Here is a 13,108-nt window from a genome sequence, read left to right on the forward strand (position 1 = left end):
CGGGTCACGCTGCGTCCTCCGCCCGAACGTAGACGCGCTCGCCGCCGATCCACGTCTCATCGACCCGCGCCGTGTGCAGATCCTCGGGAGCGAGATCGAAGAGATTGCGGTCGAGGATCGCGAGGTCGGCGTAGTACCCGGGCTCGAGGCGCCCGGTGACGTGATCGAGGTGGTTCACCCGGGCCGTGCCCTGGGTGTACGCGTCGAGCGCCTGCGCGAGGGTGAGCTTCTGCGACTCGGGGCCGAGCGGCGGCAGCCCGCTCTGCGGCGAGCGCCGGTTCACGGCGACATGGATCGCCTGGATCGGGTCGGGGCTCGACACCGACCAGTCACTGCCGGCCGCGAGGCGCGCGCCCGACGAGAGGAGCTCGCCGAAGGGGTAGTGGTGGTCTTCGGCGTCGTCTGCGAGGAAGGGGAGGGTGAGGGTGTCGAGCTGATCCTCATGGCACGCCCACAGCGCCTGAATGTTCGCGGTCGCCTCGAGCGGGGCGAAGCGCGCCACGTCCTCCGAGCGCACGACCTGCAGGTGGGCGAGGTGATGGCGATTGCCGCTCGCGCCGTTCTGCTCCCGCGCGAACTCGACGGCGTCGAGCGCGTCGGTCACCGCGCGGTCGCCGAGCGCGTGGAAGTGCACCTGCATGCCCGCGGCGTCGAGCGCGGCGACGAAGCGGGCCATGTCGCTGGGGTCGAAGAACGAGATGCCGCGGTTCTCGGTCGCATTGCCGTGGTGATCGCGGTAGCACTCGTGCATGGCCGCCGTGAAGTTCTCCGCTACCCCGTCGACCATGACCTTCACCGATGCGAGCGAGAGGCGATCGGGGTGGCACTCGCTCGCCACCTCGTCGCGGCGGGCGAGGATCGGGCCGAGCTGCGCGTCGCCGTCCTCCCGGTTCCACCACTGCGCACCGCGCACCCGCACCTTGAGCGCGCCGTCCCGCGCTGCGCGCAGGTACACGGGCACGGTGTCCGGGCTGCCCATGAACTCGCCGACGGCGGCATCCTGCCATGCCGTGATTCCGAACGACACGAGATGCTGCTGCGCTGCGAGCAGGCCGTCGTACGCCTGGTCGAGCGTGGGTCGCGGGCGCACCGAGCCGAAGAGGCTCATCGCGCCCTCGTGCGCGGTACCCGCGGGCGCGCCGTCGGCTTCGCGCTCGAAGCGTCCGTCCGCGGGATCCGGGGTCTCCGCCGTGATCCCGGCGAGCTCGAACGCCCGCGTATTGGCCCATGCGCCGTGGTGGTCGCGGTTCTCGAGCAGTACCGGGCGGTCGGGCACGATCTCGTCGAGCATTTGGCGGGTGGGGGTGCCTCCGGTGAAGGAGTCCATCGACCAGCCCGCACCCTGGATCCACTCGAGCTCGGGGTGCTCCGCGGCGTACGCTGCGATCGTGGCGAGCGTCTCCTCCGCGGTCTCGCAGCCGGAGAGATCGCAGCTCAGGAGCTCGATGCCAGCCATCACCGGGTGCACGTGCGCGTCCTGGAACCCCGCGATCAGCAGGCGGCCGGCGAGGTCGACGCGGGTGGTCGCCGTTTCTGCGAGGCGCGCCACCTCGTCGGCGTCGGTCGTGAGGATGCGGCCGTCGGCGACGGCGACTCCTCCGGAGACGGGTGAGCTCTCGGTTCCGGTGTAGATCCATCCGTGCTCGAACACGGTGTCAGCGGTCGGGGTGTGCGCCACCGCAGCCTCCTTCGGCGTATCTTCTTCGATGCGTAGGTGATCAACGTAGGGGAGATCTGGCGCCGCGTCAACGCCGATGACATGAACGTTGACTCTTCGTGACCGCTGCTGGCTACACTGAGTGCACGGCGAAATGGAACCGAAACACAGCTGACGATGGAGGCCGATGGTGGCGAGCAGTGCCGGTGCGAAGCGGGTGCGACTCGACCAGCGCACGATCGTCGACGGTGTGCTCGAACTCGCACGCACCGAACCGACCTCCCGGGTCACGTTCAAGCGGCTCGGCGAGCACCTCGGCGTCGACGCGTCGGCGATGTACCGCCACTTCCGCAACAAGGACGAGCTGGTGCGCGCCTCGCTCGACCGCATGAGCGGGTGGGCGGCGGAGGCGGGGCGCGCGTCGACGGGCACCTGGCGCGAGCGCCTGGAGATCGTCGTGACGCGCACCGCCGAACTGAGCCTCGAGTACCCCGCCATCGGCAAGGAGGGCGCCGTCACCGACCCGGCCGGCCCGGGCGACGCGTCCGCCGTCGAGTTCATCCTCGAGATGCTCGTGGAAGCGGGGCTCTCGGGCGACGATCTCATCCGGTTCTACGCCGCGATCTCCGGCTTCATGCTGGCGCACGCATCCGCCATGGCCAACGAGACCTTTCAGCGCGGCCCGCTCGCTCGAGACGGTTCGATCCCCTGGATCAGCACGTTCGGGCCGATCTCGCTGAGCGACTACCCGCTCGTCGACGCGCACCGGGACGCCCTGCTCGCGGTCGACGGGATGACGGTGTTTCGCGCGGGCGTCTCCGCGATCCTCGATTCCGTCGAACGCGCCGTCGCGGTGTGAACCACCCGCCCTTCCCGACCCGGCTCGCCCGAGTAGGGTGGAGGAGTGGAGCGGGCGCGGCCCGGGAACAGGAGGGGACGACCGGTGTCTGAACGCGGCGAGGAATCGACGGCACCGACATCAGCGGCCCCTGCGAGCAGTTCTGCGAGCGGCTCTGCGAAAGACTCCGCCACCGGCTCCGCGGCGGACACGATCGCGCTCCTGCGCGCTCTGATCCGCGAGGCGTGCGTCAACGACGGCAGCGTCGGGTCGGGGCAGGAGATCCGCAGCGTGCGCGTGCTGCAGCGCTTCCTCGCCGACGCCGTCGCGACGGGGCGCGTCGAGACGCACGTGCTCGAGTCGGCGCCCGGTCGCGCCTCGCTCGTGGCCCGGCTGCGCGGTACCGACCCGACGGCGCCGGCGCTCGGGCTGCTCGGGCACCTGGACGTCGTGCCGGTCGACCCCGACGGCTGGACCCGCAACCCCTTCGGCGGAGACCTCATCAACGGCGAGATCTGGGGCCGAGGCGCGGTCGACATGCTCTACCTCACGGCTGCATTCGCCTGCGTGCTGCGCGACGCGGCGCTCGCGCCGGAGCGGCCCCGCGGCGATGTCGTGCTGATCGCGGTCGCCGACGAGGAGGGCGGCGGCGAGTACGGCATCCACTGGCTCGTGCGGCAGCACCCCGAGGTCGTGCGGGTCACCGAGGCGCTCTCGGAGTCCGGCGGCATGCGCATGGGCCGGCACGTGGCGATCGAGGTGGCCGAGAAGGGATCCGCCGGGCGGCGTCTGGTGATCCACGGCAAGCCGGGTCACGCTTCGATTCCGTACGGGGCGAAGAGCGCCTCGTACCGTGTGGGCGAGGTGCTGCAGCGGCTGGGCGAGGTGATGCCCGCTGCGCAGCTCGGTCCGCTCTGGAACGCGTTCGTCAGCGCCCGGATTCAGGATCCGGCACTCGCCGAGCGGCTGCGCGACCCGGTGCGACTCGACGCCGCGCTGCCGCACCTCGGCGGCATCGCCGGGTACGCGCACGCGGTGTCGCGGATCACGATGTCGCCGACCGTGCTGCGCGCGGGAATGACGCACAACGTGATTCCGGCGGTGGGCACCATCGATCTCGATATCCGCACCCTCCCCGGTACGACGGACGAGGAGGTGGATCACCTGCTCCGCGCCGTGCTCGGCCCGCTGGCGAACGACATCGAGATCGAGCATCTGCGCGGGTGGGCGGCCACCACATCGCCGTCGGATACCCCGCTCTTCGCCGCGATCGAGCGCGCCGTCGAAACAGTCGCCGATGCTCCCGTCGTGCCGATCATGGCGGCGGGCGGCTCGGATGCCCGCGTGCTGCGCGAACTCGGGATCCCCGCGTACGGCTTCGGGCTGCTCGGCCCGGACTGGAGCTACGAGCGGTACCGCGAGGGCGTGCACGGCAACGACGAGCGCATCGACGTCGAATCGGTGACGCTCTCGCTCGAGGCGCTGCAGCGCATCGTGGCGGATCGCATCGCCTGAGTTCGCATCGCCCCGGCCGGCGGCGATCACGCCCAGCCGACGACGAGCCGCGCGGCCTCCGCGGGCACGAGCGGGTCGACGCCGGTGAGGTCGGCGAAGCGGCGCAGCCGGTTGGCGAGCGTGTTGCGGTGGCAGTACAGCGCTTCGGCGGCGGCTCCGATGCTGCCGGTGTCGAGGTAGCCGCGCACGGCCTCTTCGAGCCGCACCCGTTCCGCCGGAGTGCAGCGGGCGAGCGCGTCGTGCACATCGGCGAGGATCGGGTTGCCCGCATCGAGCAGGCTGCGCGCCGCCAGCCGCGCCCAACCGCGGCTCCACGTCATCGCACCGGACTCCTCGGGAGTGAACGCTCGCGCCAGTGCGCGCGCGGTGGTGGCGGACTGCCTGAGGTCGGCGACGCCGCCGAGCGCCAGGGCGACGCCCACGCGCAGATCGAGCACGCGCGCCGCGACCTCCGAGAGCCGCGACCCCGGCAGCGATGCCTGGCGCATGAAGGCCACGAGCGTCTCTCCGAGGTGGTGCGTGTAGACCCTGCCGCCGGCGCGCTCGAGCTCGGAGATGTGCACCCTGAGCGCCGTGATGTCGTCGCCGACCGCGGCGACCACGTGCAGCGGGGCGTCGTCGCCGAGCCCCAGATCCGAGGCGATCGTCTGCAGGCGCTCGGGGCCCGGTTGCGCATCCTGGAAGAGTGAGGCGATGAGCCCCTGCCTCACCGACGCCTGCTCCTCGTTCATGCGCTGCAGCTCGTCGAGGTACGCGGCCTCCGTCTGATGCACGTAGTCGTCGACGGTGCGCAGCACGATGTTCGTGTGCCGCACGATGAGCTCGGCGTCCTCCGCCGTCGCAGCCCGGGTGAGCGCCTCCCACAGCACGGTGAAATCATGACGGATGGCGGTCATGAGCGACGTGAGCGGGATGCCGGCGCGCGCCCGCGAGACGCCGACGTCGGTGGCGACGGCGACGGGCTCCGCGAATCCGCCCGCACGCAGCCCCTCGATCAGCGAGACGAACGAGAGCGTGCCCGTCCGTCTCAGCTCCGACACGGGGATCGGGGCCGGGTCGTACCCGGGTACCGTGCCGACGCGCGACAGGAACCGGTCGGTGAGCGACTCCGGGTCGAGCTCGGCGAGGAGCTCGAGCCATCGGTCGCGGTCGCTCGGGGTGGGGGTGTCGCTGAGTGCGTCGGCCGAACGGACGTCCATGCGCCCAGTGTATGTGCATATGCACTGGAATCTCCGAGCGTTCGGGGGCGATATAGCACTCCCGGTGTGCGGATTCCCTGCGAAGATCGAGTACCGACGCCCGCGCAACCGCGCGAGAGCTGCACCTCACGGATCCCGCATCCTCGACGGAGAGAACGCATGAGCGAGACAACCAACACGGCATCGATCGAATACGGCGCCACGCAAGAACTGAGCGTCAAAGACGCGAACAAGGTCGCAATCGGAGCCCTGATCGGCACCGCTCTCGAATGGTACGACTTCTTCCTGTTCAGCGCAGCGGCCGCGCTGGTCTTCAACGTCCAGTACTTCACGAGCGAGAACGCCACCGCGGCGGCCCTCGCGTCGTTCGCCACCTTCGGCGTCGGCCTGGCGGCGCGCCCGATCGGCGGCATCATCTTCGGGCGCATGGGCGACAGCATCGGGCGCCGCAAGGTGCTCATGATCACCATCGTCGGCATCGGCGTCGTGACCGGCCTCATCGGCCTGCTCCCCACCTACGCGGCCATCGGCATCGCGGCCCCGATCCTGCTCGTGCTGCTGCGCGTGCTGCAGGGGCTCTTCGTCGGCGGCGAGTGGTCGGGCGCCATGACCATCGTGGTCGAGAACGCGCCGCTGCACCTCCGCGCCCGGTACGCGGCGATTCCGCAGATCGGTTCGCCCATCGGCACGATCTTCTCCTCCGGCGGCTTCTTCGTGATGACGCTCCTCCTGTCGCAGCAGAGCTTCGACTCCTGGGGCTGGCGCATCCCGTTCCTCATCGCGTTCCCGCTGCTGCTCGTCGCCGTCTACATCCGCTCGAAGCTCGAGGAGTCGCCGGTCTTCCGCCAGCTGGAGGAGTCGGGCGAGGTCGACAAGACCCCCGTCGCCAGCACCTTCAAGCGCAGCTGGAAGCAGATCATCGTCGGTATGGCCGCAGCGCTGCTCGGCGTCGGCGGGTTCTACCTCGTCACCGCGTTCTGCGTGTACTACGGCGTGAACGTGCTCGGGTACGACTCGTCGCTGATGCTCCTCGGCAGCATGGTCGCCGCCTTCGTCGAGATCTTCGTGCTGCTCTGGGGCGGAGTGCTCGGTTCGAAGTACGGTGCGAGCAAGGTGATCCTGTGGGGCGGTGTGACCTCCGCGGTTGTGGCGATCCCCGCATTCCTGATGCTCTCCTCCGGCAACCCCGTGCTGGTCGTGCTCTCGATGACGCTCGCCGTCGCGGCCCTCTCGCTGCCGTACGCCGCCTCCGGCACCGTGCTCACCGGCCTCTTCCCGGCGAAGACGCGCTACACGGGCGTGGGCCTCGCGCAGAACACCGCGGGCATGCTCTCGGGCTTCATCCCCCTGCTCGCCACCGGGTTCGTCGCCGCTGCCGCTGACCACTGGTGGCCCGCCGCTGCGATGCTCATCTTCCTGAGCCTCTTCTCCGCTTTCGCCGGTGCCGTCGCGCCCCGCCTGAGCGTGAACCTGCCCGGCTTCAAGCACTGACCGATCGGGCCGGTGCGGATCCTCTCGCCGGGGGTTCGCACCGGCCCCTCTCATTCTGGGCCCTCGTCACCACGGCTTCTCGTCACCTCGGAAGGATCGCATCACATGTCACAGTCGGCCGGTCACCTCATCGTCCGCACCCTCGAGGCGCACGGCGTGCAGCGCGTCTACGCCGTTCCCGGCGAGAGCTACCTCGACGTGCTCGACGGGCTGCACGATTCGACGATCGAGACGGTCGTCTGCCGTCAGGAGGGCGGAGCGGGCTTCATGGCGCTCGCCGAAGGGCGGCTCACGGGCCTCCCGGGTGTCGCGATGGTGACGCGCGGCCCCGGGGCGGCGAACGCTATGATCGCGATCCACACGGCCTGGCAGGATGCGACGCCGCTGGTGCTCTTCGTGGGCCTCATCCCGGTCGCCGACCGCGAGCGCGACTCCTTCCAGGAGTTCAGTCTGACCGGGTGGTTCGGCTCGACGGCGAAGCGCGTCATGACGATCGACGATGCGGATCGCTCGGGCGAAATCGTGGCCGAGGCCATGCGCGTCGCAGCGGCCGGCCGCCCCGGCCCCGTGGTCGTCGGCCTGCCCGAGGACGTGCTCGTCGAGCTGACGGGCGCGGCGCGGAGCGAGCCCATCGCGGTGCCGGATCCGCAGCCATCGACCGGCGAGATCACCGCACTCGCGGAGCGCCTGGCCCGTGCCGAACGACCCGCGATCATCGCGGGCGGCGACGGCTGGCACTCGGGAGCGGGCCGAGCACTGCTCGACTTCGCGGCCGACGCCGGCATCCCGGTGTTCGCCGACTGGCGCGCCTACGACGCCGTTCCCCATGAGGGCCCGGCGTGGGCGGGGTGGCTCGGCTACGGCCGCGCGGATGCGGTGGCCGATGGGTACGCGGCGGCCGACCTGCTCGTGTTCGTCGGGTGCGGCCGATCCGACGTCATGAGCGACGGGTACCGCCTCGGCTTCGAGGCGGAGACCGTGCTCGTGTCGATGGACCCGGAGGCCACCATGCACGCCGGGCGCATCGATCAGCAGATTCTCGCGACGCCCGCGGCATTCGTCGCCGCGCTCGAGACGACCGAGGGTGAGCAGGCCCGCGGCGCGCGCGACACGGCGTGGATGGACGCCCGCGCGGAGGTGCAGCAGCGGTTCGCCGCGCACCGCCCCGATGCGTCGGTGCCCGGAGTCGCCGGTGCTTCGGGCATCCCCGCCGGTACCGAGCACCCCGGCGTCGACCTCGGCGTCGCCTTCGGCGAGCTCGACGACCGCCTGGAGGGACGGGCGGTGCTGACGTTCGGAGCGGGCAACGCGACGATCTGGGCGCATCGCTTCGTGAAGCACCTCGAGCCCGCGAGCCTGGTCGGTGCGCGCAACGGCGCCATGGGCCTCGCGGTGCCCGCTGCAGTCGCGGCGTCGCTCGCCTTCCCCGACCGTCGCGTGGTCGCCGTGTGCGGCGACGGCGATTTCATGATGAACGGGCAGGAGCTCGCGACCGCCTTCGCCCACGGGGGTGCGCCGCTGGTGATCGTGGTCGACAACGGCATCTACGGCACGATCGTGCAGCATCAGGAGAAGCACTACCCCGGTCGCCCATCGGGCACCCGAATGGCGAACCCCGACTTCGCCGAGTGGATGCGCGCGTTCGGCGGGCACGGCGAGCGGGTGGAGCGCACGGAGGACTTCGCTCCGGCTCTCGATCGTGCGCTCGCCGCAGAGAGCCCGGCGCTCATCCACGTGCTCATCGACGAGAGCGTCATGCCGCCCGCAGCCACCGAGATCGCAGCCTGAGGAGAACCGCCATGCACCTCGATATGATCCTCACCGCCCGTGAGATCCTCACCATGCACCCCGAACGACCGTCGGCGACCTCGGTGGGCGTCATCAACGGCCGCATCGTCGGTTTCGACGAGGAGATCGCCGGGTTGAGCGCCGCCGAGACGCACGATTTCGGAGACGCCTGCATCACCCCCGGGCTCATCGACGCGCACTGCCACACCGCGTGGTGGGGCCTCGGGCTGACCTCCATCGATCTCAGCGTGACGCGCGGACTCGATGCGCTGTACGCGCAGATCTCGGAAGAGGTCGATCGCCTCGATGCGCTCGGGGACTCCGACGCCTGGGTGCACGGCACGGGCTTCAACCAGGCGCATCACGGCGGAGCCTTCCCCGATATCGATCGCCTCGACGAGATCACGGGCGGCCGTCCGCTGTACCTGCGCCACACCTCGGGGCACGCCTCGATCACGAACACCGCGACGCTCCGGCTCGTCGGGGCGCTCGATGCCGATTTCGAGAACCCGACCGGGGGAGTCGTGGTGCGCGATGCGCAGGGCGCTCCGACCGGACTGCTCGAAGAAGCGGCACAGGGCCTCGTGCAGGCGCTGCTGCTGCCGTACTCGACCGAGCGTCTCGTCGAAGCACTCGAAGCGGCGACGAGTCGGTATGCCGCGCAGGGCATCACGAGCTTCACGGAGGCCGGGGTCGGCGGCGGGTGGATCGGCCACAGCCCCATCGAGGTCGCCGCGTACCAGGCGGCGTCCGAGCGCGGTCGGCTGCACGCTCGGGCCCAGCTGATGCCGGCGATCGACGCCCTCCGCCCGCTCAGCGGCCACGCCTCCGACTTCGCGCGCGAGGGCGAGGGCGCCGGCCTCGACCTCGGCATCCGCGCCGGGTTCGGCGATGACGCCGTGCGCTTCGGGCACGTGAAGGTCTTCCTCGACGGGTCGCTGCTCGGCGCGACGGCTGCGGTCACCGAGGATTACTGCGGCCACGAGCACAACACCGGGTATCTCCTCGACGAGCCCGAGGTGTACCGCGAGCGCGCCCTCGGCGCGTACCGTGCGGGCTGGCCGCTCGCGCTGCACGCCATCGGCGATGCCGCGATCGACCTCGCACTCGACCTCATCGAGGAGGCGCAGGATCGCTACGGGCGTCGCGACGTTCCGTGCCGCATCGAGCACTTCGGCATCGCGCGACCCGACCAGGTGGAGCGCGCCGGGCGCTTGCGGGTCGCGGTCACGCCGCAGGCGGGCTTCATCAGCGCCTTCGGCGATCAGATGGCGGATCGGGTGGGTCGCGATCGCGAGGACTGGCTGTACCGCGGGCGGTCGGTGATCGACGCCGGAATCGTGCTCGCCGGATCCTCCGACCTGCCGGTCGCCGACAACAACCTGCGGCGCGGCATGCAGGCCGCCATCGACCGCCGCACGGAGAAGGACACCGTGCTGGGCGCGGCGGAGGCGATCACGCCGGAGGAGGCGCTCCGCACGCACACCGAGTGGGCGGCGCGCGCGACCGGGCAGCTCGCCGATAAGGGCACGCTCGAGCGCGGCAAGCTCGCCGACTTCACCGTGTTCTCCGCCTCGCCGCTGACCGCCCCGCGCGTCGCCGACCTCGACATCGTCGCCACGGTGCTCGGCGGTGCGCTGAGCTACGACTCACGATCCTGACCGGACTCTCTTCCCGCCCCGGGCGCGCACGCTCGCGCTCGGAGGATCCCCGCTTCTCTCGCACGTAAGGATGACCATGACGCAGCAGCACGACGACGCATTCCTCGCAGACTGGGCCGTGCATTCCCGCTTCGGCGCGGTACCCGGAACGAACGGCGTCGACCGGCAGGCCGCGACGGCGGCCGACGGCGAGCAGCGCGCCTGGTTCGCGCAGCTGCTCGAGCAGCACGGGTTCACCGTCGAGCGCGACGCCGCCGGCAACCAGTTCGGTCTGCTCGAGCTCGTGCCCGGTGCGCCGTACGTGCTCACCGGGTCGCATCTCGACTCGCAGCCGACGGCTGGTCGCTTCGACGGCGCGTTCGGCGTGATGGCGTCGGCGCACGCGTGCTTCCGCGTCGCCGATGAGCTGCGCACGGACCCGTCTGCGGCGCGGTGCAATCTCGCGGTCGTCAACTGGTTCAACGAGGAGGGCTCGCGCTTCAAGCCCTCGATGATGGGGAGCTCGGTCTTCACGGGCAAGATGCCGCTCGAGACGGCGCTCGCGACGACCGACCCGAACGGTGTGACCGTGGCCGCGGCGCTCGATGCGCTCGGTGAACGCGGCGACGGCGGTGTCTTCGGCGGCGACACGGGCCGCGAGGTCGCCTCGTACGCCGAGATCCATGTGCAGCAGGGGCGCAGCATGGAGGAGGACGGGGTCACGATCGGCCTCGTGAATGCGACCTGGGCGGCGCACAAGTTCGAGTTCACCGTGACCGGGGCCCAGGCGCACAGCGGATCGACCCTCATGTCCGACCGCCGCGATGCGCTGCTCGGAGCCGCCAGGCTCGTGGTGGCCGCGCGCGAGCTCGTGGACGAGTTCGCGCCCGGCGCACTGCACACCGCGTGCGGCGAGCTCAACGTGTACCCGAACTCTCCCGTCGTCGTCGCGAGTCAGGTGCAGCTGCTGCTCGACCTGCGCTCGCCGAGCGCGGACGTGATCCGCGCGGCGCACGCGTCGCTGCAGCGCACGATCGAGCGGGTGCAGCGCGAGGATCGCGTGGAGATCACCGTCACCGCGGAGCACAGCTGGGATCAGAATCCCTACCCGGAGTCCGGCGTGGAACTGGCCCGCGAAGTCGCCGACGAGCTCGGGCTCGCGCACGACCGGGTGATGACCGTCGCCGGTCACGATTCGACGAACATGAAGGACTCCGTGCCCACGGTGATGCTCTTCGTGCCGAGCGTCGCGGGCATTTCGCACAGCCTGGACGAGTTCACCGAGGAGGCCGACCTCGTCGCGGGCGTGAACCATCTCACGGGCGTCGTGCGTCGACTCGCCGCGGGTGCGCTTCTCGATTGAGGGTGACGCGAGGAGCCGCGTCAGTGCACCGACGCATCAGCTCCAGGTGAAGAGCTCGCGCGGGTGGGTGAGGCGCCACCCGTAGCTCGGAGCGACGATGTCGGATCCGGTGACGAGGTCCACCGCGGCATCGTTCCGGTTGTTCGAGTTGTCCGAGTGGTTCGGATCGTTCGGGACGGAGATGCGCAGTTCGCCGATGATCCGACCGGCTTCGGCGTCCGCCCCCGTGAGCCCGGCGTCGGGTTCTCCCGCCGCCGAGAACCCGCCCCGTTCGAGTACCGCGGTACGGGTCGCCGCTTCGCCCGGCAGCAGTACGGCTTCCGCATCGTCGTCCGACAGGATCGGGATCTCGACGCCGTCGACCGTCGTCGCCGTGCCGAGTCGTTCGCCTCGGGCGGTGATGGTGAGTCGCTGGGGTGCAGCATCCAGTGCGGAGAGCATTGTGAGGCTCGACCGAAGGCGATCCTCGGCGGACTCACGCCCCAGCACGACCGAGATCTGTACGACGTCGCGCCCCAGCGCATCGCTCGTGCGCGCTGCGGCGAGGTTATACCCCGCGGTGCTCGTGCGCCCGGTCTTCACGCCGACGACGCCGTCGAGCGCGCCGTACAGGGGGTTCGTGCTCTCCAGGGTGCCGACGCCCCACGGAAGCGAGACCTGGGGCATCGCCACGATCTCCGCGATCGTCTCGTTCTCGAGCGCCAGGCGGGCGATCCGCAGCACATCCGAAGCGGATGCCGCGTTGCGCTCGTCCATGCCGGTGGGCTCGAACAGCGTCAGCGACGTCAGGCTCTCGCGTTCCTGCCACGCACGCACGGCTGCGAGGAACGCCTCGTTGTCGCCGAACACCGAGTAGGCGTAGGCCGTGGCGAAGTCGTTCGCCGATGGAACCAGCGCGAGCTGCAGCATCTGGCGCGCCGTCACCTCCGTGCCGATCGGAATGGGAAACGCGACGCCGTTGTCGGCGAGGTATTCCGCCTGTCGCGCCGCGTCTTCGGCGGTCCACACGTGCACCGGCCCGTCGGCTCCCGCAGCCACTGGTTGCGCGTCGAGCACGACGAGCACGGTGACGAGCTTCGAGATGCTTGCGATCGGAGCGGGTGACCGCGAGTTCGTCCAGACCTCGTCTTCGTGGAGCCAGCCCACCGCCGTCGGCTCGGTCTCGGCGTCGACCGCCTGCTGCACCTGGGTGTCGGCGGCGGCGAATCGCGCGCTCGTCGGCTCGTCGAGCGTCACGACCGGCTCGGGCAACGGAGCGATGGCGCAGATGATCGCGTACGCCATCGCGAGCAGGAGCACGATGCTCGCAGCCACGACGCCGAGGAGACGACGCGTCCTCCGGCGCTTCGGAGATGCCGGGGGAGCGTCATCTGGTGCTGCGTTCGGGCTCACTCGATCCACCCTAGGTGGACTTCGGATTGCGCGGTGGTCAGAAGGGGTGCCGTGCGTCGTCAGGGCTGCTCCGCGCGGCCGCCGGGCTCGGGCCGGGAGCCGCAGCGGGTGACGGGTCGGGAGGCGGGTCGGGGTCGGGAGGCGGGTTCGCGTCTGGCGGTCTGATCTGCGTGAACCTCACTCGGCTCGGTGGTCGGTCGATGCGGGTGCGCCCGGTCGGGCTCG

General features: G+C 70.7%; 10 protein-coding genes. 7 read left to right on the forward strand and 3 right to left on the reverse strand.

The window, feature by feature from the left end:
* Nucleotides 1-4: 4 nt before the first annotated feature.
* On the reverse strand, nucleotides 5-1,678 hold the full coding sequence (locus tag PQI23_RS04125; RefSeq protein ID WP_339971795.1) for an amidohydrolase: 1,674 nt from the start codon (nucleotides 1,676-1,678) through the stop codon (nucleotides 5-7).
* A gap of 166 nt (nucleotides 1,679-1,844) precedes the next feature.
* On the opposite strand from PQI23_RS04125, the gene PQI23_RS04130 reads away from it, so the two are divergent.
* Together PQI23_RS04130 and PQI23_RS04135 are read left to right on the forward strand one after the other, a co-directional pair.
* On the forward strand, nucleotides 1,845-2,516 hold the full coding sequence (locus PQI23_RS04130; RefSeq protein ID WP_339971797.1) for a TetR/AcrR family transcriptional regulator: 672 nt from the start codon (nucleotides 1,845-1,847) through the stop codon (nucleotides 2,514-2,516).
* An 84-nt stretch (nucleotides 2,517-2,600) separates the two neighbouring features.
* Nucleotides 2,601-4,010, forward strand: a complete 1,410-nt coding sequence (locus PQI23_RS04135; protein ID WP_339971799.1) for a M20/M25/M40 family metallo-hydrolase — start codon at nucleotides 2,601-2,603, stop codon at nucleotides 4,008-4,010.
* A 26-nt stretch (nucleotides 4,011-4,036) separates the two neighbouring features.
* Here PQI23_RS04135 and PQI23_RS04140 read toward each other — a convergent pair whose 3' ends face one another.
* Complete coding sequence (locus PQI23_RS04140) at nucleotides 4,037-5,209, reverse strand: helix-turn-helix domain-containing protein (protein WP_339971801.1); 1,173 nt, start codon at nucleotides 5,207-5,209, stop codon at nucleotides 4,037-4,039.
* A gap of 159 nt (nucleotides 5,210-5,368) precedes the next feature.
* Here PQI23_RS04140 and PQI23_RS04145 point away from each other — a divergent pair, with 159 nt between their 5' ends.
* The 4 genes from PQI23_RS04145 to PQI23_RS04160 all read left to right on the forward strand — a co-directional run bounded on the left by PQI23_RS04145 (nucleotide 5,369) and on the right by PQI23_RS04160 (nucleotide 11,491).
* Nucleotides 5,369-6,700, forward strand: a complete 1,332-nt coding sequence (locus PQI23_RS04145; RefSeq protein WP_339971802.1) for an MFS transporter — start codon at nucleotides 5,369-5,371, stop codon at nucleotides 6,698-6,700.
* 105 nt (nucleotides 6,701-6,805) lie between these two features.
* Nucleotides 6,806-8,488 carry a thiamine pyrophosphate-dependent enzyme gene (locus tag PQI23_RS04150; RefSeq protein WP_339971804.1) on the forward strand — a complete coding sequence of 561 codons (1,683 nt, stop codon included), beginning with the start codon at nucleotides 6,806-6,808 and terminating at the stop codon, nucleotides 8,486-8,488.
* 11 nt (nucleotides 8,489-8,499) lie between these two features.
* Nucleotides 8,500-10,149 carry an amidohydrolase gene (locus PQI23_RS04155; RefSeq protein WP_339971806.1) on the forward strand — a complete coding sequence of 550 codons (1,650 nt, stop codon included), beginning with the start codon at nucleotides 8,500-8,502 and terminating at the stop codon, nucleotides 10,147-10,149.
* Nucleotides 10,150-10,219: 70 nt separating this feature from the next.
* Nucleotides 10,220-11,491 (forward strand): M20 family metallo-hydrolase, encoded by a 1,272-nt coding sequence (locus PQI23_RS04160; RefSeq protein WP_339971808.1) that lies wholly within the window; start codon nucleotides 10,220-10,222, stop codon nucleotides 11,489-11,491.
* 36 nt (nucleotides 11,492-11,527) lie between these two features.
* Here PQI23_RS04160 and PQI23_RS04165 read toward each other — a convergent pair whose 3' ends face one another.
* Entirely contained in the window at nucleotides 11,528-12,805 is a 1,278-nt protein-coding gene (locus tag PQI23_RS04165; protein WP_339971809.1) for a D-alanyl-D-alanine carboxypeptidase family protein, read from the reverse strand.
* Between the two features lie 92 nt (nucleotides 12,806-12,897).
* On the opposite strand from PQI23_RS04165, the gene PQI23_RS04170 reads away from it, so the two are divergent.
* Nucleotides 12,898-13,108, forward strand: a 211-nt coding sequence (locus tag PQI23_RS04170; protein ID WP_339971811.1) for a hypothetical protein, incomplete at its 3' end; no start/stop codon positions are given.

The organism is Leucobacter sp. USCH14 (assembly GCF_037619215.1).
In the GTDB taxonomy this organism is placed as follows: domain Bacteria; phylum Actinomycetota; class Actinomycetes; order Actinomycetales; family Microbacteriaceae; genus Leucobacter.